The sequence below is a fragment of the Sporichthya brevicatena genome (assembly GCF_039525035.1).
GTDB lineage: Bacteria > Actinomycetota > Actinomycetes > Sporichthyales > Sporichthyaceae > Sporichthya > Sporichthya brevicatena.
On the sequence record NZ_BAAAHE010000007.1, the window covers coordinates 298,849 to 317,544 of the forward strand.

The following is an 18,696-nucleotide window of genomic DNA, read 5'->3' on the forward strand; positions in this document are numbered from 1 at the left end:
CGCATGACCATCGGACGCATCACCCAGCGCTCGATCGCAACGACCACGTTGGCGGGGTTGCAGAACAACCTGACCCGGCTCAGCGGAATCCAGCAGCAGCTCTCGAGCGGCAAGCTGATCTCGAAGCCCTCGGACTCGCCGACGGGCACGGTCTCCGCGATGCAGATGCGCGCCGAGATCCGCGACAACACGCAGTGGTCGCGCAACGCCGACGACGGCCTCGGCTGGCTCGGCACCATCGACCAGAGCCTGACGAGCGCACTGTCCTCCGTCCGGCGCGCGCGGGACCTCACGCTGACCGGCCTGAACTCCGGGGCGGCCTCGGCCACCTCGGGCGAGGCGCTGGCCGCGGAGATCGACCAGCTGCGGCAGGGCCTGATCGGGCTGGCGAACACGCGCTACCTCGACCGCCCGGTGTTCGGCGGCACGACCGGTGGGGCGCAGGCGTACGACGCGTCCGGCACCTACGTCGGGCCGGCGACCTCGCCGCCGATCCTGCGCACGGTCGGGGCGAACGCGACCGTCCGCGTCGACCAGACCGGGCCGGAGGTGTTCGGGCCCGCGGGGGCGGACCTGTTCCAGGTGCTCGACGACATCTCGGCCGCACTGCGCGCCGGAGACCACACGGCGCTCAACACCGGGCTCGGCGACCTCGACACGGCGATGAAGCGCATCGCCGGCAAGGTCGCGGAGGTCGGCGCCGCCTACAACCGGGTCGAGCAGATGCGCTCCGCCGCCGACGACCGGATCCTCACCCTGAAGGCGTCGCTCTCGGAGGTCGAGGACGTGGACCTGCCCTCGGCCATCGTCGAGCTCTCGCTCGCGCAGGTCGCCCAGCAGGCCGCCCTGGCCGCCACCCAACGGGTGGTCACCCCCTCGCTCGTGGACTTCCTCCGATGACCGCGGCGGTGGAGATGCTGCCCGGTACCGAGGACGAGGCGGTCCCGGCGCTGGAGTTCGTCGGACCGATCGCGGGCTTCCCCGGGCACCGGTCCTTCGCGCTCACCGAGATCGACCCCGCGTCGATCGTGTGCGCGCTGCAGTCGCTGGAGGACCGCGAGGTGCGGTTCCTCGTCATGCCGCCCGGTCCGGTGTTCCCGGACTACGCGCCGGAGATCAGCGACGACTGGGCGGAGACCCTCGGCCTGACGCGGGCCGAGGACGCGCTGGTGCTCGTCATCGTCAACGCGGGGGCCTCGATCGCCGACGCGACCGCGAACCTGATGGCGCCGATCATCGTCAACACCGTGACCCTGCGCGCGGCGCAGGTCGTGCTCAGTGACCCGGAACTGCCGCTAAGGGCCTCGTTGTCCGCCGCCTGATCCGGCGCACCAGCAGGTCGACGGTCTGGCTCGGATCCAGGTCGGACGTGTCCGTCGTCAGGTCGGCCACCCGCTCGTAGAGCGGGTGGCGCCCGCGGACCTGGGCCCGGAGCTGGGCCTCGACGTCGACGTCCCAGGGCCGGCCGGCGCCGGCGCTCGCGCGCGCGGCGAGATGCTGCGGGTCGGCCCGGAGCCAGACGACGAACGCGCGCTCGGCCAGCGCCCGCCGGCACGCCGCGCTCTCGATCGTCGACGCCGCCGCGGTGACGATCGCGGGGCCGTCCCCGGCGAGCACGTCGAGCAGGACCGCGGCCTCGGCGGCGTGCGCGGCGTCGAGCCCGTAACGGGCCGTCAGTCCGGCGGCCGTCTCCCCGAAGCGGGCGATGAGCTCCCGGTCGTTGTCGAGGTACGCCACGGCGAGCCGCTGCGCCAGCGCCTCGCCGACCGTCGTCTTGCCGCTGCCCATCAGACCGACCAGCGCGATCCGCCGCGTGTTGCCCATTCCCGTCGTCTACCCGGGTAGGGGCCCGTCATGGGTGCCGTTCTCGCGCTGGGCAGCGTCAACGCCGACTTCGTCGTCCGGACCGAGAGCTCGCCCGCGGGCCCGGGGAGCCTCGCGGCGCACTCGCTGCTGCGGACCTCGGGTGGGAAGGCCGGGAACCGTGCCGTGCTCGCAGCCCGGCTCGGAGCGCCGGCCCGGCTGCTGGCGGGGGTCGGGGACGACGACCTGGCCGCCCAGGCGCTGCGTGGACCCGAGGCCGCGGGGGTGAACCTGCGCGCGGTGCGCCGACGGCCGGGCCCGACGGGGTACGCGAGCATCGTCGTCCCCGCCGACGGGGGAAAGACGATCCTGCGCGTGCCGAACGCCAACGACGCCTGGGGTGAGGACGAGGCCAAGGTCGCGCTCGAGGTCGACGCGGCCCCCGACGGCAGCGTCGTGACCGTCGACTGCGAGGTCCCGGTCGCGCTGGTGCGGGCGGCCCTGGAGGCGGCGCGGGAACGGGGCTTCGTCACGGTTCTCGACCCTGCACCTCCGACGCGGGTGAGCGACGAGCTCCTGGCCCTGACCGATCATCTGACGCCCGATCACACCGAAGCGAAGGAGCTGACCGGGATCGCGGTGTCCGGGCCGGCGGAGGCTGCCCGGGCGGCGGAAGCTCTGCGGGCGCGCGGCGCGGCCGTCGTCCACGTCAAGCTCGCGGGCGGTGGCTGCGTCACAGCCACCGCTGACGGGGTGACGCTGATCGAGGCTCCGGACGCCGAGGTCGTCGACGCCACCGGCGCCGGGGACGCCTTCGCCGGCGCCCTCGCCGTCGCCCTGCTCGCCGGCCGGTCCGCTCTCGACGCCGCGGCCTCCGCCGTCGCCGCCGCCACCTGCGCCGTCACCGGCTACGGGAGCCAGGAGTCCTACCCCGATCCCGCCGCCCTCGCCCCCGTCCTCGCCGCGGTGCAGAAGCGGATTCGCCCCCTCCCCGCTGTAAAAAAGGGGTGACACCCCTTACTGCGGAGTAAGGGGTGTCACCCTTTCTTGGCAGCGATGCGGCCGAAGAAGTCGTTGCAATAGCGACCAGATCGTCGGACGCACGGGCAACGTCCCCTAAGCTCGCGGACAGACGGCGCGGCGCACGGAAGTGCCGCCGCCTCCCAGGGAAGGGGACCAGGGGTGCTCGTGCTGAGTCGCTCCCAGGGCGAGAGCGTGATGATCGGCTCCGACATCGTCGTGACGGTGCTCGAGGTGCGTGGGGACGTGGTCCGGATCGGGATCGACGCGCCCCGGGACGTGAAGGTCCACCGCGAAGAGGTCTACCGGGCGCTGGAGCAGGCCAACCGCGAGGCGGCCGGGTCGGACCCGGCGGCGGAGGCGGAGCTGAGCAAGCACCTCAAGATCCCGCCGCCGATGCACGACTGACACAGCGACGCAACGAGGGTCAGAAGGCCTTCCGGACGATCGAGAGCGAGCCGGCGCCGTAGCCGGCGATGTCGATCGTCAGGTCGATGCGGTTGCCGAACCCGCGCAGGAGCTCGGCGACGTCGGGTGCTGGGAGCTCGGCGGGGGACGTCGTCGAGTACAGCCGCAGGTGGGCGGCCCCGTCGCGGTTGAGCAGGGCCGCGCCGACGTTGAGGATCTCGGCGAAGTTCTCCCACATCGCGGCCGTGAGGCCCTCCTCGGACGCGCCCTCGGCGTGCGCGACCGGGATCAGGCCCAGGGCGCTGCCGGCGAACGCGCAGAACGGGAGGTCGGCGGCCGCCGCGGCGGCGAGGTTGAGGTTGTCGTCGACGTAGACGCCGACGGCCGCCCGCACGTCCGCAGTGGGGACGACGGGACGGCCCGGGGAGACGGTGACGTCCCGCCCGAGGAGGCCCTCGACCAGGTCGCGGACGTCCTTCGGGCTGGGCAGGACCAGGGTGGCCATGGCGGAAGACTCCTAACCGAGGACGGGGGACAGCACCTCGGCGAACGCCTCGGGCGTGAACGGCTTGGCGACGAGGAACAGGGCCCCGGCGGCGGTCGCGGTCTCGCGCATCTCGGCGGTGCCCTCACTGGTCACAAAGCCGAACGGGGTCTGGTCCCCGGTGTCGCGGAGGTTGCGCAGGAACTCGATGCCGCTCATCTCGGGCATGTTCCAGTCGGACAGGACGAGGTCGGGGCGCTCGGAGCGCACCTGCTCGCAACCCTGGCGGCCGTTCTCGGCCTCGACCAGATCGAGGTCGTCGAAGCCGGCCTGCCGGAGAGTGCGCGACACGATCTGGCGCATCACCCGGCTGTCGTCGACGATCAGGACCTTCACGACGTGCTCCCTTCAGAACTGGATCGCCGGGCGGGGATCAGCGGGCGCGCGGGTGCGACCCGGATGCACAGCGGGTGGTGGTGCCAGGTCGCGAGGACCTGCAGCGCGTCCGGCCCCGGCGCACCGGGGGCGAAGCGCGAGACGTTCGGCAGCGAGAGCGTCGACTGCCCGTCGACGCAGGACTTCACCGAGCCGCCGACGATGTTGGCCAGCTCGCCGATCGCGTCGGCGAGGTCGGCCTCGCGGACCGTCGACTCCGGCACGGCCAGCATGTGCGCGGCGAGCGCCAGCGCGCCCTCGGTCGTCGTGGCGACGAGGACGCGGCCCTGCCAGCCGCCGCTGATGTCGACGAAGGCCGTGACCGGGTCGTCCGGCATCGGGGCGTCCTGGTCCAGCGGGGTCTCGAACAGCGAGGTCCAGATGTCGTCGATCAGGCCGCGGAGCTCGTCGGTCGCGAGCATCAGGGTGCTCATGCGCGCACCCCCACCAGCCCCAGGAGCTGAAGCTTCTCCTCGATGGCGTCCGGCGTGAACGGCTTGATGACGTACTCGTGGGCGCCGGCGGCGAGGGCGCGGACGATCTGCGCCTGCTCGCCCTCGGTGGTCACCATCATCAGCGTGATGTTGCGCCACTCCGCCGTCGCGCGGACGGCCTGGATGAACGAGAGACCGTCGAGGACCGGCATGTTCCAGTCGACGAGACAGAGCTCGGGGACCTCACCGGCGCGCATCTTGTCGAGGGCTTCCTGGCCGTCGCCGGCCTCGGTGCACTCGAAGCCGAGTTCGGTGACGATCCGGCGGAGGATGGCGCGCATCGCCCGGGAGTCGTCGATGACCATGGCCAGCATCAGCGGGCTTCCTTTCGGTAGACGGTGGTGCGCCCGAACACGACGCGGGTGAAGCCGTCGACGTCTCCGACGGACGTCTCGGAGCTGCCGAGCACGAGGTAGCCACCGGGGGCGAGGGTGTCGCGGATCTTCCGGACGATCCGCGCCCGGACCTCGATGTCGAAGTAGATGAGCACGTTGCGGCAGAGCACCAGGTCGAAGCGCGGCAGCACCGGCCAAGGCCCGACGAAGTTGAGCTGGGTGAAGGTCGCCCGGGAACGGACCCGCTCGGCGAGGACGTAGGACGCGCCCTCCCGCTCGAAGTACCGCGCGAGGTACTGCGCCGGCAGCCCGCGGTTGACCTCGAGGGCCGAGTACCGCGCAGCCTTCGCCTGCGCGAGCACCTCGAGGTTGATGTCGGTGCCGTGCAGCGCGACGTCCCAGCCCGCGACCTCGGGGAACTGGAGGTCGAGCATCATCGCGAGGCTGTAGAGCTCCTGCCCCGTCGAGCACGCCGCGCTCCAGACCGCGAGCCTGCGCGTGCTCTGCCGCGCGGCGATCAGTTCCGGAAGGATCCCGGTGCGGATCGCGTCGAACGGGTGCACGTCGCGGAACCACGAGGTCTCGTTCGTGGTCATCGCCTCGATGACGGCCTCGGCCAGCGCCGGCGGCGGGCCCTTGCGCAGCGCGGCGGCCAGCTCGGTCAGACCGGGCAGGTCGTGCTTGCGCAGAACCGGGCGCAGCCGCGCCTCGAACAGGTAGTACTTGTCCTCCGGGCAGAGGATCGCGGAGCGGCTCTCGACGAACTGCGCGACGACCTTCAGGTCGGCGGCGCTCGCCTCGGTGACGGTGGTGGAGGTCATCTCAGCACTCCGGCGGCCGTCGGGACGGCGGTTCTGGCGCCGCGCACCGTGTCGACGATGGTGGGCGCGATGCGGGACAGCGGCAGGACCGAGTCGGCGACGCCGGCCTTGGTCACCGCGCCGGGCATGCCCCAGACGACCGAGGTCTCGGCGTCCTGGGCGATCACCCGGCCGCCGGCGGCGCGGAGGTCCCGCGCTCCGGCGAGGCCGTCGCTGCCCATGCCGGTGAGGATCACCGTCAGGGTCCGCGGGCCCCACAGCGCCTTGGCGTGACGGAGCGTCACGTCCACGGCGGGCTTGCAGGAGTTCTCCATCGGCCCGTCGTCGAGCCGGAGGACCTGCATGCCGCGCACTGTTGTCATCGTGAGGTGGAAGCCACCGGCCGCGATGTAGACCCGGCCGGGCGTCAGCGGCATCAGGTCCGCCGCCTCCACGACGTCGAGCGGGCTGGCCGCGTCGAGCCGCTCGGCGAGCAGCTTGGTGAACACCGGCGGCATGTGCTGGACGATCACCACGGGCACGCCGAGGTCGGCCGGCAGCGCCGGGACCACGGTGGACAGCGCCACCGGGCCACCGGTGGAGACGCCGATGACGACGCCCAGCGGCGGACGGCCGTCGAGCTCCGGCTGCCGCGGGGCGGGGGCCACCGGCGCCGCCGGGACCGTCCGGTCCGGGGCCGGCGCCGCGGTCGGCCCGGCGGCACTCCGCCGAGCGTCCGCAGCGCCGACCCGGCCCCACAGCTTGAGCAGCGGGACCAGCGACGACCGCACTGCGGCCAACGCTGCCTCCCGGTCCCGCAGCGCCGTGGGCTTCGTGACGTAGTCGTTCGCGCCGAGTGCGAGCGCGTCGAGCGTCGCCGACGCCCCCCGCGAGGTGAGCGTGCTGAACATGATCACCGGCAGCTTCGGCCAGCGCTTGCGGATCTCCGCGAGCGTGGCCAGCCCGTCCATCACCGGCATCTCGACGTCGAGCGTGACGACGTCGGGCTTGCACACCGGGATCTGGTCCAGGGCGAGCTGGCCGTGCGCCGCCGTCCCGACCACCTCGATGCCCTCGGCCCCGGCGATCACGTCGGCGACCAGCCGGCGGACGACGACGGTGTCGTCGACCACGAGGACGCGGATCGGTGGCATGTGGCTCCTCCGGAAAGGGGTGCTCGTGCGGGCTTGGTTCGCGTGCGTGGGCTCAGAACTGGAACTGGCCCAGGAGGCGCTGCAGCTCGGCGGCCATGGCCGCGAGTTCGGCGGCGGCGCGCTGGCTGTCCTCGGCGCCCTGGCGGGTGCTCTGGGCCGCCTCGGCCACGGTGCCGATGCTGCGGGAGATCTCGCCGGAGCCGCCGGCGGCGGACGAGACGCTGCGCGCGATCTCGTTCGTCGTCGCGGTCTGCTCCTCGACGGCCGAGGAGATCGTGTTCTGGATGTCCGAGATCTGGTTGATGACCGTGGAGATCTGACCGATCGCCGTGACGGCGGAGGTCGTGTCGGCCTGGATGGCCTCGATCTTCCCCGAGATGTCCTCGGTCGCCCGAGCCGTCTCCTTGGCCAGTTCCTTGACCTCGTTCGCGACGACCGCGAAGCCCTTGCCCGCCTCGCCGGCGCGCGCGGCCTCGATGGTGGCGTTGAGCGCGAGCAGGTTGGTCTGCTGCGCGATCGAGGTGATGACCTTGATGACCTTGCCGATCTCCTGGGAGGAGTCGCCGAGGTTCGACACGGTGCGGTTGGCGGACGCGGCGCCCTCGACGGCCTGGCCGGCCACGTCCGCGGCGGAGGAGGCGTTGCGGGCGATCTCCGCGATGGACGCGGTCATCTGCTCGGCGGCGGTCGCGACCGTCTCGATGTTCGAGGCGACCTCGGACGAGATGCCCGACGCCGACTCGGCCTGCGAGGACGTGGAGGTCGCGTTGGAGATCATCTGCTCGGACACGGCGGAGAGCTCCTCGCCGGCCGCGGCCAGCGCCTGCGCGGTCTGCCCGATCTCGGACATCGACGAGCGCAGCGTGCCGAGGAACGCGGACAGGCCCTCGCCCATCTGCCCGATCGCGTCGTCACCGGAGACGGTGATGTCGCGGGTCAGGTCGCCGGCGGCGGCCGCGGAGACGACGTCGAGCATCTGGTCGACCTGCGCGCGGAGCACCTCGCCCGCGGCGCGGTCGGCCTCCTCCTTGCGGATGCGCTCGATCGCCTGCGAGACCAGACGGCCCACGTTGCGGAGCGCGTCGAGCCGCTGCGGGCTCGGCTCGAGCGTCTCGAGCATGAAGAAGTCCATCGTGCCGACGACCTCGCCGTCGACGAGAATCGGGAAGCAGACGCCGGACTTGACGCCGACGCGCTGCGCGATCGGGGCGCGGACGCAGTCGGTCATCTCGCCGATGTCCGGGGTGAAGAACAGGTCGCGGTTCTTCCACGCGCGCCCGGAGAGGCCGACGCCCTCCTTGAACGAGGCGGTCCGGGTGACGCGGGCGAACTCCTCGCCGGCGTTGCCGGACTCCTGCGCGAACTTCAGCGTCCGGTCGTTCGGGTCGAGCGCCCAGAACGAGCTGTACGCCCACTCGTACGACTCGCGGACGGCGTCGAGCGCGAGCTGGATCGCCTCGTCGTTGCTGCGCGCACCGGCGAGCCCGGCGAGCACCTTGTTGACCGCGGCGGCGTCGATCTCGGCGTCGCGGCGGGCGGCCTCGGTGGCGAGCTGCTCGGTGACGTTCTCCCACGACGCCATCGCGCCGACGTAGACGCCGTTGTCGTCGAAGATCGGCTGGACCGCGAGGTCGAGGGTCTGCGGGCCGACCTGGATGTAGTTCTTTCGCGGCAGATTCTCCGGCGACGCGAGGACGCCGCGCTGGAACGCCGGGTTCTTGTGGAAGATGTCGATGTTCGCGCCGAGCACCTCCTCGGCCGAGATCGGCAGGAACTCCTCGAGCTCCTTCAGCCCCTCCATCGAGGCCTTGTTGACGTAGCGGACGACCAGGTCGCGGTCGCAGAGCATGACGCGCGACGGGACGTTGTCGATCACCGAACGGAGGGAGGCGAGGTCGAGCTCGCCGCTCGGGGCCTTGGCCTTGGCCGGCGCGGAGCGACCGTTGCGGGCGGGAGCCGGCACGGACTGGGCCCGGTTGTTCGCGGTGGTGCTGGACATCGGTTCTCCTCGGGAGGGCGGGCGAATGCGGTGGGGTGTGAGGGAGGGTCAGACCCGCGCCGCGGCGGGTCGCTGGGAGTTCTGTACGCGTTCGGTGTCCAGCACGAGGAGCAGCGTGTGCGGGAGTTTGTAGGCGCCGAGCACGAGTTCGCGGGCCGGTCCCGACAGGGTCGGCGGGGGCGGTTCGAAGTCGGCCGGGTCGGTGTCGACGACGTCGCCGATCTGGTCGACGAGGAGGCTGACCGCCTCGTCGGCGCCGTCGCGGATGACGACGTTGGTCGGCAGTTCGTCGCCCTCCAGCGGCGGGAGGTTGAGCATCCGGCGCAGGTCGAGGGCGGTGACGATCTGGCCGCGCAGGTTGATCAGACCGCGCACGACCTCGGGAGCGAGCGGGACCGCGGTCATCTCCTGGTAGCGGATGACCTCCTGCACCTCCATGACGTCCACGCCCAGGTAGAGGTCGTCGACGGTGAACGTGCAGAGCTGACGGGGCTGATTCATGGTCAGTTCTCCTGGGTCGCGGCGACGAGCGCCGGGACGTCGACGATGTCGGTGACCCGCGACTGCAGGACCGCGGAGCCGGCCAGGCCGCGGCGGGCGCCGACGGCGGAGAGGACGACCTCCTCCTCGATCACGTCGAGGATGCTGTCGACGACGAGGCCGACGGCCGCGTCGTTCTCGTGCCGGTGGACGACGACCGAGTAGGTCTCCGCGTCGGCGTTCGCCGAGCCCATGCCGAGCAGTGGCCCGACGTGGACGAGGCGGAGCAGGTCGCCGCGGTACTGCACGACGTCGGCGTTGCCGGCCTTCTCGACCTGGTCGACGCTGAACTCCTCCAGCCGCGCCACGTCGGTCATCGGCAGGGCCAGGCGGCGGTCGGCGCCGACCTGGCAGATCAGCAGGCGGGTGGTCTCGGTGGTGCGGCTGCGCTCGGACTCGGTCATGCGTGCGGCGGTCGCGGCCACCGTCTGGTGCGTCGCGCGCTGCGCGATGCCGGCGACGTCGAGGATCAGCGCGACCTTGCCGTCACCGGTGATCGTCGCGCCGGCGAACGTCTCGACGTGCTTGATCTGACGGGAGAGCGGGCGGACCACGATCTCCTGGGTGTCCCGGATCTCCTCGACCACCAGGCCGAAGTGCGTGTTGTCCGCGGCGAGGACGACGATGTTCAGCGCCTCGCGCTCGGCCGGGGCCGGCAGGCCGAGCTGCTCGTCGAGGTAGACGAGCGGGAGCAGCGTCCCGCGCAGCCGGTAGACCGGGGCGCCGGCGACGTGCTCGATGCCGGACTCCGCGGCCTCGCCCTCCAGGCGCACCAGCTCCAGCAGGTTCGCCTGCGGGATCGCGTAGGTGTCGCCGGCCTGGCCGACGACCAGGGCGGGGATGATCGCGAGCGTCAGCGGGATGCGGACGCGCACCGTGGTGCCCATGCCGATCTCGGACGCGAGGTCGACGGTGCCGCCGATCTTCTCGATGTTCGTGCGGACGACGTCCATCCCGACCCCGCGGCCGGAGATGTTCGACACCGCCGGGGCGGTGGAGAAGCCCGGCCGGAAGACGAGGTCGGCGATCTCGCGCTCGCTCATCCGCGAGACCTGGTCGCGGGAGACCAGGCCGTTCTCGATCGCCTTGGCCGCCACCTTCGCGGGGTCGATGCCGCGACCGTCGTCGCCGACCTCGACCACGACCTGGCCGCCCTCGTGGTACGCCCGCAGGCTCAACGTGCCCTCGGCGGGCTTGCCGGCCGCGGTGCGTACCTCGGGGGCCTCCAGGCCGTGGTCGATCGCGTTGCGGACCAGGTGGGTCAGCGGGTCCTTCACCGCTTCGAGCAGGGTCCGGTCGAGCTCGGTCTCGCGGCCCTCCATGACGAGGCGCACGGACTTGCCGCACTGCGCCCCGAGGTCGCGGACGACGCGGGGGAGCCGGGACCAGACCTGGTCGATCGGCTGCATGCGCGTCTTCATGACGCCCTCCTGCAGCTCGGTCGCGATCAGGTTCAGGCGCTGGCTCGCCCGCTGGAGCTCGGTGTGCTGCGTCTCGCCGACGTACTGGACGACCTGATTACGCGTCAGCACCAGCTCGCCGACCATGCGCATCAGCTGGTCGAGCAGGCCGACGTCGACCCGGATGCTGGAGTCCGCGACGCTGCGGCGCGCGTTCTCCTCGTCGTGGTCGGTGGAGTTCTCCGCGAGCAGGGGAGCGACCGGGGCCGGGGGCTCGACGACCGCGACCGGCTCGGGCGCGGGCTCGGGGGTGATCTCGGCGACGGGCTCGGGCGCGGCGGCGGGCTCGACCTCGTCGCGGGGGGCGGGGACCAGCGGGGCGGCGGGTTCGAGGCAGCCGGCCAGGGCGGCGGAGACGGCGTCGACGTCGATGTCACCCTCGACGCCGGTGGTCTCGATGCTGGCGAGCAGCGCGCGGACGGTGTCGACCATCTGCAGCAGGACGGTCGTGATCTGCGGGGTGAGTGCGAGCTCGCCGTCGCGGAGCTTGGACAGGACGTTCTCGCCCACGTGCGTCACCGCCTCGAGACGGTTGAACGCGAGGAAGCCGCTCGTCCCCTTGATCGTGTGGATCGTGCGGAAGACGGAGGCGAGCAGGGGCTGCGAGTCGGGCTCGCGCTCCAGCGCGACCAACGCGCGGTCGAGTTCGTCGAGGTTCTCGTAGCTCTCGATCAGGAACTCCTGCGCGATGTCGTCCAAACCGTCGGCGAACACCGGCCGATCGCTCACGCTGCACTCCCGTGGGGCGTCTGCACCCCGTCCCTGGGGTGCCTGTCCCGCTCTGATCGGCAGGGCGGGGGAGTGGTTGAGGTGACTTAGGTCCCGGAGGTTCGGTTCGTTGGTCGCATCAGGTCGAATCCGGCGGAACCGACCTGGTTGAGGGACGCACAGCGACAGGCCAGGAGCAGTCGGGGGAGACATGATCGAGCGCATCGCACGGCGCGCAAGCCTGGGCGGCTGGGCCGCGACGGCTGCCGCCGGCGCGGCCGCGGTCGGTGTGTCCGGTCTGCTCGGGCGCGCGACCGGGGTGGAGGTTCTCCACGAACCGCTGCCGAACGGTGGCGACATCAAGGTCGCCTCGTGTGCCGCGGTGGTCCTGGTGGCGGTCGCGGTCCTCGTCCGGGTGCGCCTGGTCCGGACACTCGCCCTCGGCGGAGCCGCCGCGCTCGCGGTCGCCTGCGTGGCCGACTACCTCGGCGCCCCGGGCCTGGAGGTCGGGCCGTCGGGCCGGATGTCGATGGCGACCGCGGTGAGCGTCCTGCTCCTCGTCGTCGCGGAGGCCGCGACGCGGCGGTGGTTGCGGCAACTGGCCGCGATCGGCGCCGGCAGCGTCGGTGGTCTCCTGGTGATCGGCTACACCTACGGTGCCCATTCGCTGACGCGGTTCTCCCACTCGTCGATGAGCGTGCCGTCCGCGGTCGCGGTCGTGCTGCTCGCCCTCGCCGTGCTGGCGCGGACGAAGAACGGCTGGGTGCCCTGGGTCTGGTCCGGTGGCGACGCCGGCGCGGCGATGCTGCGCCGGGCACTGCCGCCCGTCGTCCTCGGCCTGCCGGCGCTGACCTTCCTGCACATGCAGGGCGAGCGGCTGTTCTGGGAGGACGAACGCGTCACCGAGGCGGCGTTCGTGACCTTGCTCGTCGTGGTGACCTCGACGTTGCTGATCCGCATCGCCACCTCCCTGCGCGAGCTCGACGAGCAGCGCGACCAGGCCCGCCGCGACCTCGTCGCGCTGAACTCCAAGCTGGTCGGTGAGATCCGCGGCAGTTACGCCTCGCTGCGCTCGGCGAAGCAGCGCATCGGCAGCCTCGAGGACTCCCAGCGCGCCGTGCTGACCGTCCACGACGACGTCCTGCAGTCGCTGTTCGCCTCCGGGCTGATGCTCCGCACCGCTCTCGACGGCTCCGCCCCCGACGCGTCCGTCCAGCGGACCCTCGACTGCATGGACGACGCCGTCCGCGCGATCCGCGTCGTCGTCGAGAACCTCAACGATCACCTCGGCGTCCCCCGCCAACGCGGCCACTGACCTGCACTGAAGATGACATCTCCAGTGCACGGCTTGCGTCCCCGTACGTGGTTGCTCCGGCGACCATTTTCCCGGACGTAACGGCTCTTTGCGGTCGGGCCCGCCCCCTGCACTGAAGATGACATCTCTAGTGCAGGCAAGGCGATTCGAGTCGGGACCATCGGCCCGTTCACTGGATCACCGCGTCCGCCGAAGCTCTCCCGGGGTCGATTCGGGAGGCGGATGCACATGCGCACGCAGATCGAGACCGGTGCCGACGCGGCGGAGGCCGTGGCTCACCTCGACCCGCCGGGGTCCCTGACCACGTGGTGCGGGCTGCAGGTGCTCATCGCGGACGACAGCGCGTTCCAGCGCAAGCTCGTCACCGCGGCGCTCGAGCGGACCGGACGGTTCGACCTCGTCGTCGGTGCGTGCGACGGCAACGAGGCCATCGGCCTCGCCGAGCTCCTGCAGCCCGACGTGGTCCTGCTCGACCTCGCGATGCCGGGCCTCGGTGGGCTCGAGGCCCTGCCGCTGCTCCTCGCCGTCGCGCCGCGGACCCGGGTCATCGTGATGTCCGGGTCCGCCGTGGCCGAGCTCGGCGCCGACGCCCTCGCCGCCGGCGCCCGCGGTTACGTCGAGAAGGGGGCCGAGACCGAACTCCCCGCCGTCATCGACGCGGTGCTCTCCGCCGCCTGAACGTGCCTCGGACCCGGCCGGGGAGGGTCTTAGCGGACTCTCAGGACAATTCGGGCACCCTTCCCTAAGCTCGGCGCGCGGTCGATGTCGGGGGGACATCTCCGTGGGTTCTCCGGGGGGAGATGCACTTCGTGATCGCGCTCCGGGGAAGGGTTCGACGCGCCGCGACCGCGGCCGCGGCTGCGGTCCTGCTGCTCAGTTCCGGCTGCTCCGACAGCGACGCGGACAGCTCTGCCCCCGCCACCACCACGCCCGGGGTCAGTCGTGATCTTGCGTCCTACGACGCGTTCGTGCTCGCCAGCGAGGAGAACGATCCGCTGTTCGCCGACGTCTACGGGCTACGGTTCGACCCGTTGATTGCGGAGCGGATCACGACGGTCCGTCGCATCTCGACGCTGAGTGCCGACGACGAGCACGTGGCTGTGGCCGCAGCCGACGGTGACGCGGACCGGCTCGCTCTTGTCGAGGGTGACGGAAGCCTGGTTCCGGTCCCGGGGCTCGGCCGACCGTACGCATTCGCACCCGTGTTGCACGACGGGGTCCTCCACTACGAGGCGCCGGAGGTTGACACCGACGCGCGCCGGTTCCTGGCCTTCGATCTCGCGAAGCGGAAGCGGACCGTCGTCGGACGCTCCACGACCCTGGCGGCGCCGTACCCGCTCGCTTCCGGCGCAGTCCTGTACAACCGGGTGCAGGACGTAGTCGGCGCACCGACCACCGTCGTGCTGAAAAGCACGAACGGAAAGGCACGTGAGCTCTCCTTCGGAGTCCGCGTGTACGGCGGTGGGGTCGGGGCGGAGTGGACGTCCGGGACCATCAACGCGGCGGACAACCGATTCGGCGACAAACCGGAAGCCCTGATCCTGCTCAATCTGAAGACCGGGAAGACGAAGCGCATCGACGGGTTCCAGGACGTCTGCTGGAGCCCGGACGGGACGAGGCTGCTCGCTCGGCGGGTGGGTGACCCGCGGTCGAGCCCGCTCGTCCTCATCGATCCGGAATCGCAAGAGGTCACCGAGGTGGGGACGGTTCCGGGGCTCGCGATCTACAGCGGGACCTGGGTCCGCGGAGGCGTTCGTTCCTGACGCGAGTCTCACTCACCGCACGTCATCACTGAACTGCTCGATCGTCCGGGGGGACATCATGGGGAACACACGTCGGCGCTGGGTCGCCACCGTCACGGCTGTCATCTCGTTGGGGCTGCTCGCCGGCTGCTCCGAGGGGGCGAATTACAGCACGTCGATCTCGTCGCTGAGCGGGGAAACCCTCGTCGGTCGGCTCCCGGTGCTGGCGGACTACGACGCGTTCGTCATCGGCAGAACGCCGGACGCGCCGGAAACAGCCGACGTCTACGGCCTGCGTCTGGACCCGTACCGCCTTGACCGCATCACGCGCGGACTGCGGGTCTCCTCGGTCGCCGCGACGGAGGGCTTGCTCGTCGTCGCCGCGGCGGAGGGCGGCGAGGATCGGCTCGGACTCGTCAACGCGGCCGGGGGCCTGTTGCCGGTCCCGGGCCTGGGGCGTCCGGCCGCGACGAGCGTCGCGATCGTCGGACGCACGCTGTACTACGCCGACGGCGGCGAGTCCGGAGGGCCGCACCGGTACGTCGGCTTCGACCTCGACCGGCACACGACGACGCAGGTCCTCCGGTCGAGCGACGACGTCCGCGGGATCGTGCCGATGCCGGGCGGCCGTCACGCGCTGCTTCGGATCGGTGACGGCCGTGCGGACGACGAGTTCGTCGTCCGCGACCGTCGCGGTCGGACGACGGCCTACCCCCTGCGTGCGGACGTGACCCGCATGGTCGCCGGGGACGGGTGGATCGCCGCCACCGCACCGGCCCGGAACGGGGTGGTCACCGACGCCACGACGCTGCTGCTGAACCTGTCCACGGGCCGGATCACCCGGATGCCCGGTTATCGGGCGGCCGCGGCCAGCCCGGACGGGTCCAGGCTGCTCCTGGTCGGCGACGAGTCAGACGATCCGATGGTGGAGGGCTTCTACGTCGCGGACCCCACCGCGCCACGTCGTCTGACCGGGCTCTCCCTCGGCATGGACAGCAACCCGACCCTGATCGGTGGCGGGGTGTGGTTCCGGGGCGACGCTCCCGACGGCTACTCAGTTCGGCTCTGAGACCAGGCTGCGGCGGTGCCGACCGCGCTGCGGGGGCACGGCCGGGGCCGACTGCGCTGTCGGGTCCGCGAGCGCTGCCGGGGCCGGCTGCGCTGCCGGGTCCGCGAGCGCGGCCGGGGGGATCACGAGGACCAGCGGGACCCCGGAGTTGAGGTCGAGGTGCGGGGCGATCTCGGTCAGAGCCTCGCGCAGCTTCGTGTACGGGTCGACCGGGGCGGTCTCCGGCCCCGGCTGCCCCGTCGTAGCCCCCGGCGCGTCCAGGGCGGTCAGCCGCTCGAGGATCGACTGGAACTCCGGGCTCGCGGTCGAGAGCGTCGGGCGCTGGACGGTCGCGTGCATCGGCGCGGTCCCGAGCACCACGCCCTGCTCCGCCGCCTCCGCGGCGTCGATCGCCGCGGCCAGGTCGAGCAGCGTCCCCGGCTCCTGCGCCGCCGCCGCGGGGGTGGCTGCGGCAGAAGCCCCCGCCGTCTGCTCATGCATGAGCAGACGGTCGAACTGTGCCCGATTCGTCCCGGTTCCCTCGACACCCTGCTCATGCATGAGCGAGGCGTTCCCCTCGCCCGGGCCGCCGGGGACCTCGACGGTGAGGGCGTAGGACTCGCGGGCGAAGAAGCCCGCGATCCCGCCCGATCGAACCTTCTCGGCGGCGACGATGGTGACGTCGTCGCCGTGCTCGGCCCGGACCTGGGCGAGCAGCTCGGTGATGGACCTACCCTCCAACAGCAACCGCGGCACCGGTCACCACTCCCAACGCATCGATCGTGAGGCCGGCGGGGACCTCGTTGTAGGACAGCACCGCGAGACGCGGCAGGGTCGGGGAGATCAGCCGGCGCACGGCGGCGCGCAGCTGGGGCGAACAGACGAGGACGGGGGTGCGGCCGGTCCGCTCGGCGGCCTCGGTCGCGCGGACGGCGTCGGAGACGATCGCCTCGACCCGGGCGCCGTCGAGCATCAGGTACCAGCCCGCCTCGGACTGCCGGACGGTCTCGAGCAGCGACTGCTCCAGCAGCGGGTCGAACGTCAGCACCGGCAGGCGCCCGTCGACCAGGTGGGTCGCGCAGATCGCCGGCCCGAGGACCGTGCGCACCGCGGCGACCAGTCCGTCGAGGTCCGGGGAGACCTTCGCGCGCAGCGACAGGGCTTCGAAGATCCGGACCAGGTCGCGGATCGGGACCTGCTCGGCGAGCAGCGCCTGCAGCACGCGCTGCACCTCGCCCACCGACATCAGAGCCGGCGTCAGTTCCTCGACGACGCTGGGGTGCGTGCGCTTGGTCAGGTCGAGCAGGGCGCGGACGTCCTCGCGGCCGAGCAGCTCGGACGCGTGCTCCCGGACCACCTCGGCGAGGTGCGTGGTCAGCACCGACGCGCGGTCGACGACCGTCGCGCCCGCGACCTCGGCATGGGCGCGCATCTCCATCGGGACCCAGGTCGCCGGCAGGCCGAAGACCGGCTCGGTCGTCGCGCGGCCGGGCAGGCCGGACAGGCCGTCACCGATCGCGAGCACGCACCCGGGCGGAGCCTCGCCGCGCGCGACCTCGACCCCGTTGAGCTTGACCGCGTAGGTCGACATCGGCAGGTCCAGGTTGTCGCGTGTGCGCACCCGCGGGAGGACGAGGCCGAATTCGATCGCGACCTTGCGGCGCAGTGCGCGCACCCGCTCCAGGAGGTCGCCGCCGACCCCGGCGTCGACGAGGTCGAGCAGGTCGGCCGCGAGCTCGAGCTCGATCGGGTCGATGCGCATCGCCTCGGCGAGCTGCTCGGGGGAGTCGGGGTTGACCGGCGGCGCGGCCTCCTCCGGCTCGGGCCGGGGGTCCATCGCGTCCGGAACCCGCTGCGCCGCGATCAGCAGTGCGCCACCGACGAGCACGAACGGCAGCTTCGGCAGTCCGGGAATCACACAGAGCGCGAGGACGAACCCGCCGCCGAGGCGCATCGAGTGCTTCTGTGCACCGAACTGGGCCACGATGTCGTCGCCCATGCCGCCGCGGGTCGTCGACCGCGTGACGATGAGACCCGTCGCGACCGAGAGCAGCAGCGCGGGGATCTGCGTCACCAGGCCGTCGCCGATGGTCAGCAGGCTGTACTTGGAGATCGCCTCGCTCATCGTCATGCCGTTCTGCATGACGCCGATGGCGAACCCGCCGAGCAGGTTGATCAGGATGATGATGATGCCGGCGATCGCGTCGCCCTTGACGAACTTGCTGGCGCCGTCCATCGCGCCGTAGAAGTCCGCCTCGGCGGCGACCTCCTCGCGGCGCTTGCGGGCGGTGTCCTCGTCGATCAGGCCGGCGTTGAGGTCGGCGTCGATCGCCATCTGCTTGCCGGGCATCGCGTCGAGGGTGAAGCGCGCCCCGACCTCCGCGACGCGGCCGGCGCCGTTCGTGATGACGAGGAACTGGATCACCACGAGGATCAGGAAGATGACCAGACCGATGACGAGGTTGCCACTGATCACGAAGTGACCGAAGGCGTCGATCACCTTGCCGGCGTAGCCGTCGTCGAGGACCAGACGTGTCGAGGACACGTTCAGCGAGAGCCGGAACAGCGTCGCGACCAGGATCAGCGACGGGAACACGGCGAAGTCGAGGGGCCGCTGCACCTGCATCGCGACGAGCAGGATCAGCAGGCTGACGGCGATGTTCGACGCGATGAGGACGTCGAGCATGACGGCCGGGAGCGGCACGACCAGCATGACGACGATCGACACGATGCCGACGGGAATTCCGACCGTTGCCAGTCGTCGTCCCGCCGGCACCGTGCCGGACTTCCCGTTACGTCCGCTGGCCGCCGGACCCGGGAGAGCCGGGGGGCTCGACACGTCATCAACCTCCGCGAATCGGACGTCGTCCCGGTCGAGACGACGAACGCCGAATCCGTGGCGGGTGGTACGCGGTGCCCTCCTGGCGCCGTTCTTATCGGCGCGCGGTGCC

Annotated in this window: 20 protein-coding genes; 8 read left to right on the plus strand and 12 right to left on the minus strand. The window is 71.8% G+C overall.

The features are described from left to right. Positions 1 to 3 precede the first annotated feature (3 nt). Both ABD401_RS04630 and ABD401_RS04635 read left to right on the plus strand, forming a co-directional pair. Entirely contained in the window at positions 4 to 900 is an 897-nt protein-coding gene (locus ABD401_RS04630; RefSeq protein WP_344602098.1) for a flagellin N-terminal helical domain-containing protein, read from the plus strand. Then, positions 897 to 1,322 carry a flagellar assembly protein FliW gene (locus ABD401_RS04635; RefSeq protein ID WP_344602100.1) on the plus strand — a complete coding sequence of 142 codons (426 nt, stop codon included), beginning with the start codon at positions 897 to 899 and terminating at the stop codon, positions 1,320 to 1,322. The genes ABD401_RS04630 and ABD401_RS04635 overlap by 4 nt, the downstream gene beginning before the upstream one ends. On the opposite strand, the gene ABD401_RS04640 is transcribed toward ABD401_RS04635, so the two are convergent. Further along, complete coding sequence (locus ABD401_RS04640) at positions 1,276 to 1,824, minus strand: shikimate kinase (RefSeq protein WP_344602102.1); 549 nt, start codon at positions 1,822 to 1,824, stop codon at positions 1,276 to 1,278. The two genes, ABD401_RS04635 and ABD401_RS04640, sit on opposite strands and share 47 nt — an antisense overlap. Positions 1,825 to 1,854: 30 nt before the next feature. On the opposite strand from ABD401_RS04640, the gene ABD401_RS04645 reads away from it, so the two are divergent. Then, positions 1,855 to 2,814, plus strand: a complete 960-nt coding sequence (locus ABD401_RS04645; RefSeq protein WP_344602104.1) for a PfkB family carbohydrate kinase — start codon at positions 1,855 to 1,857, stop codon at positions 2,812 to 2,814. A gap of 171 nt (positions 2,815 to 2,985) precedes the next feature. After that, positions 2,986 to 3,231 carry a carbon storage regulator CsrA gene (gene csrA / locus ABD401_RS04650; protein ID WP_344602106.1) on the plus strand — a complete coding sequence of 82 codons (246 nt, stop codon included), beginning with the start codon at positions 2,986 to 2,988 and terminating at the stop codon, positions 3,229 to 3,231. A gap of 19 nt (positions 3,232 to 3,250) precedes the next feature. Here the strand turns inward: csrA and ABD401_RS04655 are convergent, their stop codons facing one another. The 9 genes from ABD401_RS04655 to ABD401_RS04695 are packed head-to-tail and all read right to left on the minus strand — an operon-like array spanning position 3,251 to position 11,661. Then, entirely contained in the window at positions 3,251 to 3,736 is a 486-nt protein-coding gene (locus ABD401_RS04655) for a hypothetical protein (protein ID WP_344602108.1), read from the minus strand. Positions 3,737 to 3,748: 12 nt separating this feature from the next. Continuing rightward, positions 3,749 to 4,111 (minus strand): response regulator, encoded by a 363-nt coding sequence (locus tag ABD401_RS04660; protein WP_344602110.1) that lies wholly within the window; start codon positions 4,109 to 4,111, stop codon positions 3,749 to 3,751. Further along, positions 4,108 to 4,584 carry a chemotaxis protein CheX gene (locus tag ABD401_RS04665; RefSeq protein ID WP_344602112.1) on the minus strand — a complete coding sequence of 159 codons (477 nt, stop codon included), beginning with the start codon at positions 4,582 to 4,584 and terminating at the stop codon, positions 4,108 to 4,110. The genes ABD401_RS04660 and ABD401_RS04665 overlap by 4 nt, the downstream gene beginning before the upstream one ends. After that, the gene (locus tag ABD401_RS04670; protein WP_344602114.1) at positions 4,581 to 4,958 is read right to left on the minus strand and encodes a response regulator; all 378 of its coding nucleotides are present in this window, start codon (positions 4,956 to 4,958) and stop codon (positions 4,581 to 4,583) included. The genes ABD401_RS04665 and ABD401_RS04670 overlap by 4 nt, the downstream gene beginning before the upstream one ends. Further along, the gene (locus ABD401_RS04675) at positions 4,958 to 5,800 is read right to left on the minus strand and encodes a CheR family methyltransferase (RefSeq protein WP_344602116.1); all 843 of its coding nucleotides are present in this window, start codon (positions 5,798 to 5,800) and stop codon (positions 4,958 to 4,960) included. The genes ABD401_RS04670 and ABD401_RS04675 overlap by 1 nt, the downstream gene beginning before the upstream one ends. Beyond that, the gene (gene cheB, locus ABD401_RS04680; RefSeq protein ID WP_344602118.1) at positions 5,797 to 6,933 is read right to left on the minus strand and encodes a chemotaxis-specific protein-glutamate methyltransferase CheB; all 1,137 of its coding nucleotides are present in this window, start codon (positions 6,931 to 6,933) and stop codon (positions 5,797 to 5,799) included. The genes ABD401_RS04675 and cheB overlap by 4 nt, the downstream gene beginning before the upstream one ends. 52 nt (positions 6,934 to 6,985) lie before the next feature. Next, positions 6,986 to 8,932 (minus strand): methyl-accepting chemotaxis protein, encoded by a 1,947-nt coding sequence (locus ABD401_RS04685; RefSeq protein ID WP_344602120.1) that lies wholly within the window; start codon positions 8,930 to 8,932, stop codon positions 6,986 to 6,988. A 48-nt stretch (positions 8,933 to 8,980) separates the two neighbouring features. Continuing rightward, entirely contained in the window at positions 8,981 to 9,433 is a 453-nt protein-coding gene (locus tag ABD401_RS04690) for a chemotaxis protein CheW (protein ID WP_344602122.1), read from the minus strand. A gap of 2 nt (positions 9,434 to 9,435) precedes the next feature. Next, on the minus strand, positions 9,436 to 11,661 hold the full coding sequence (locus ABD401_RS04695; RefSeq protein ID WP_344602124.1) for a chemotaxis protein CheA: 2,226 nt from the start codon (positions 11,659 to 11,661) through the stop codon (positions 9,436 to 9,438). A gap of 190 nt (positions 11,662 to 11,851) precedes the next feature. On the opposite strand from ABD401_RS04695, the gene ABD401_RS04700 reads away from it, so the two are divergent. From ABD401_RS04700 to ABD401_RS04715, 4 genes are all read left to right on the plus strand, one after another. Further along, positions 11,852 to 12,955 carry a hypothetical protein gene (locus tag ABD401_RS04700; RefSeq protein WP_344602126.1) on the plus strand — a complete coding sequence of 368 codons (1,104 nt, stop codon included), beginning with the start codon at positions 11,852 to 11,854 and terminating at the stop codon, positions 12,953 to 12,955. Between the two features lie 228 nt (positions 12,956 to 13,183). Then, positions 13,184 to 13,633, plus strand: a complete 450-nt coding sequence (locus tag ABD401_RS04705; protein WP_344602127.1) for a response regulator — start codon at positions 13,184 to 13,186, stop codon at positions 13,631 to 13,633. 131 nt (positions 13,634 to 13,764) lie between these two features. Beyond that, a complete protein-coding gene (locus ABD401_RS04710; RefSeq protein WP_344602128.1) occupies positions 13,765 to 14,718 on the plus strand; it encodes a hypothetical protein in 954 nt (317 codons plus the stop codon). Positions 14,719 to 14,776: 58 nt separating this feature from the next. After that, positions 14,777 to 15,766, plus strand: a complete 990-nt coding sequence (locus ABD401_RS04715; protein ID WP_344602129.1) for a hypothetical protein — start codon at positions 14,777 to 14,779, stop codon at positions 15,764 to 15,766. Here the strand turns inward: ABD401_RS04715 and ABD401_RS04720 are convergent. Then, the gene (locus ABD401_RS04720; RefSeq protein WP_344602131.1) at positions 15,752 to 16,501 is read right to left on the minus strand and encodes a hypothetical protein; all 750 of its coding nucleotides are present in this window, start codon (positions 16,499 to 16,501) and stop codon (positions 15,752 to 15,754) included. The genes ABD401_RS04715 and ABD401_RS04720 overlap by 15 nt on opposite strands. After that, positions 16,476 to 18,458: a flagellar biosynthesis protein FlhA gene (flhA, locus tag ABD401_RS04725; RefSeq protein ID WP_425566064.1), complete on the minus strand. Its 1,983-nt coding sequence runs from the start codon at positions 18,456 to 18,458 to the stop codon at positions 16,476 to 16,478. Before flhA ends, ABD401_RS04720 begins: the two co-directional genes overlap by 26 nt. Between the last annotated feature and the right edge of the window lie 238 nt (positions 18,459 to 18,696).

Bases quoted from the DNA above. Each gene is read 5' to 3' on its own strand.
- ABD401_RS04675 (WP_344602116.1), bottom strand. From the start codon at position 5,800: ATGACCTCCACCACCGTCACCGAGGCGAGCGCCGCCGACCTGAAGGTC.
- cheB (WP_344602118.1), bottom strand. From the start codon at position 6,933: ATGCCACCGATCCGCGTCCTCGTGGTCGACGACACCGTCGTCGTCCGC.
- ABD401_RS04705 (WP_344602127.1), top strand. From the start codon at position 13,184: ATGCGCACGCAGATCGAGACCGGTGCCGACGCGGCGGAGGCCGTGGCT.
- ABD401_RS04690 (WP_344602122.1), bottom strand. From the start codon at position 9,433: ATGAATCAGCCCCGTCAGCTCTGCACGTTCACCGTCGACGACCTCTAC.
- ABD401_RS04640 (WP_344602102.1), bottom strand. From the start codon at position 1,824: ATGGGCAACACGCGGCGGATCGCGCTGGTCGGTCTGATGGGCAGCGGC.
- ABD401_RS04715 (WP_344602129.1), top strand. From the start codon at position 14,777: ATGGGGAACACACGTCGGCGCTGGGTCGCCACCGTCACGGCTGTCATC.
- ABD401_RS04645 (WP_344602104.1), top strand. From the start codon at position 1,855: ATGGGTGCCGTTCTCGCGCTGGGCAGCGTCAACGCCGACTTCGTCGTC.
- ABD401_RS04685 (WP_344602120.1), bottom strand. From the start codon at position 8,932: ATGTCCAGCACCACCGCGAACAACCGGGCCCAGTCCGTGCCGGCTCCC.
- ABD401_RS04670 (WP_344602114.1), bottom strand. From the start codon at position 4,958: ATGCTGGCCATGGTCATCGACGACTCCCGGGCGATGCGCGCCATCCTC.
- ABD401_RS04630 (WP_344602098.1), top strand. From the start codon at position 4: ATGACCATCGGACGCATCACCCAGCGCTCGATCGCAACGACCACGTTG.
- ABD401_RS04700 (WP_344602126.1), top strand. From the start codon at position 11,852: ATGATCGAGCGCATCGCACGGCGCGCAAGCCTGGGCGGCTGGGCCGCG.
- ABD401_RS04635 (WP_344602100.1), top strand. From the start codon at position 897: ATGACCGCGGCGGTGGAGATGCTGCCCGGTACCGAGGACGAGGCGGTC.
- ABD401_RS04665 (WP_344602112.1), bottom strand. From the start codon at position 4,584: ATGAGCACCCTGATGCTCGCGACCGACGAGCTCCGCGGCCTGATCGAC.
- flhA (WP_425566064.1), bottom strand. From the start codon at position 18,458: ATGCTGGTCGTGCCGCTCCCGGCCGTCATGCTCGACGTCCTCATCGCG.
- ABD401_RS04655 (WP_344602108.1), bottom strand. From the start codon at position 3,736: ATGGCCACCCTGGTCCTGCCCAGCCCGAAGGACGTCCGCGACCTGGTC.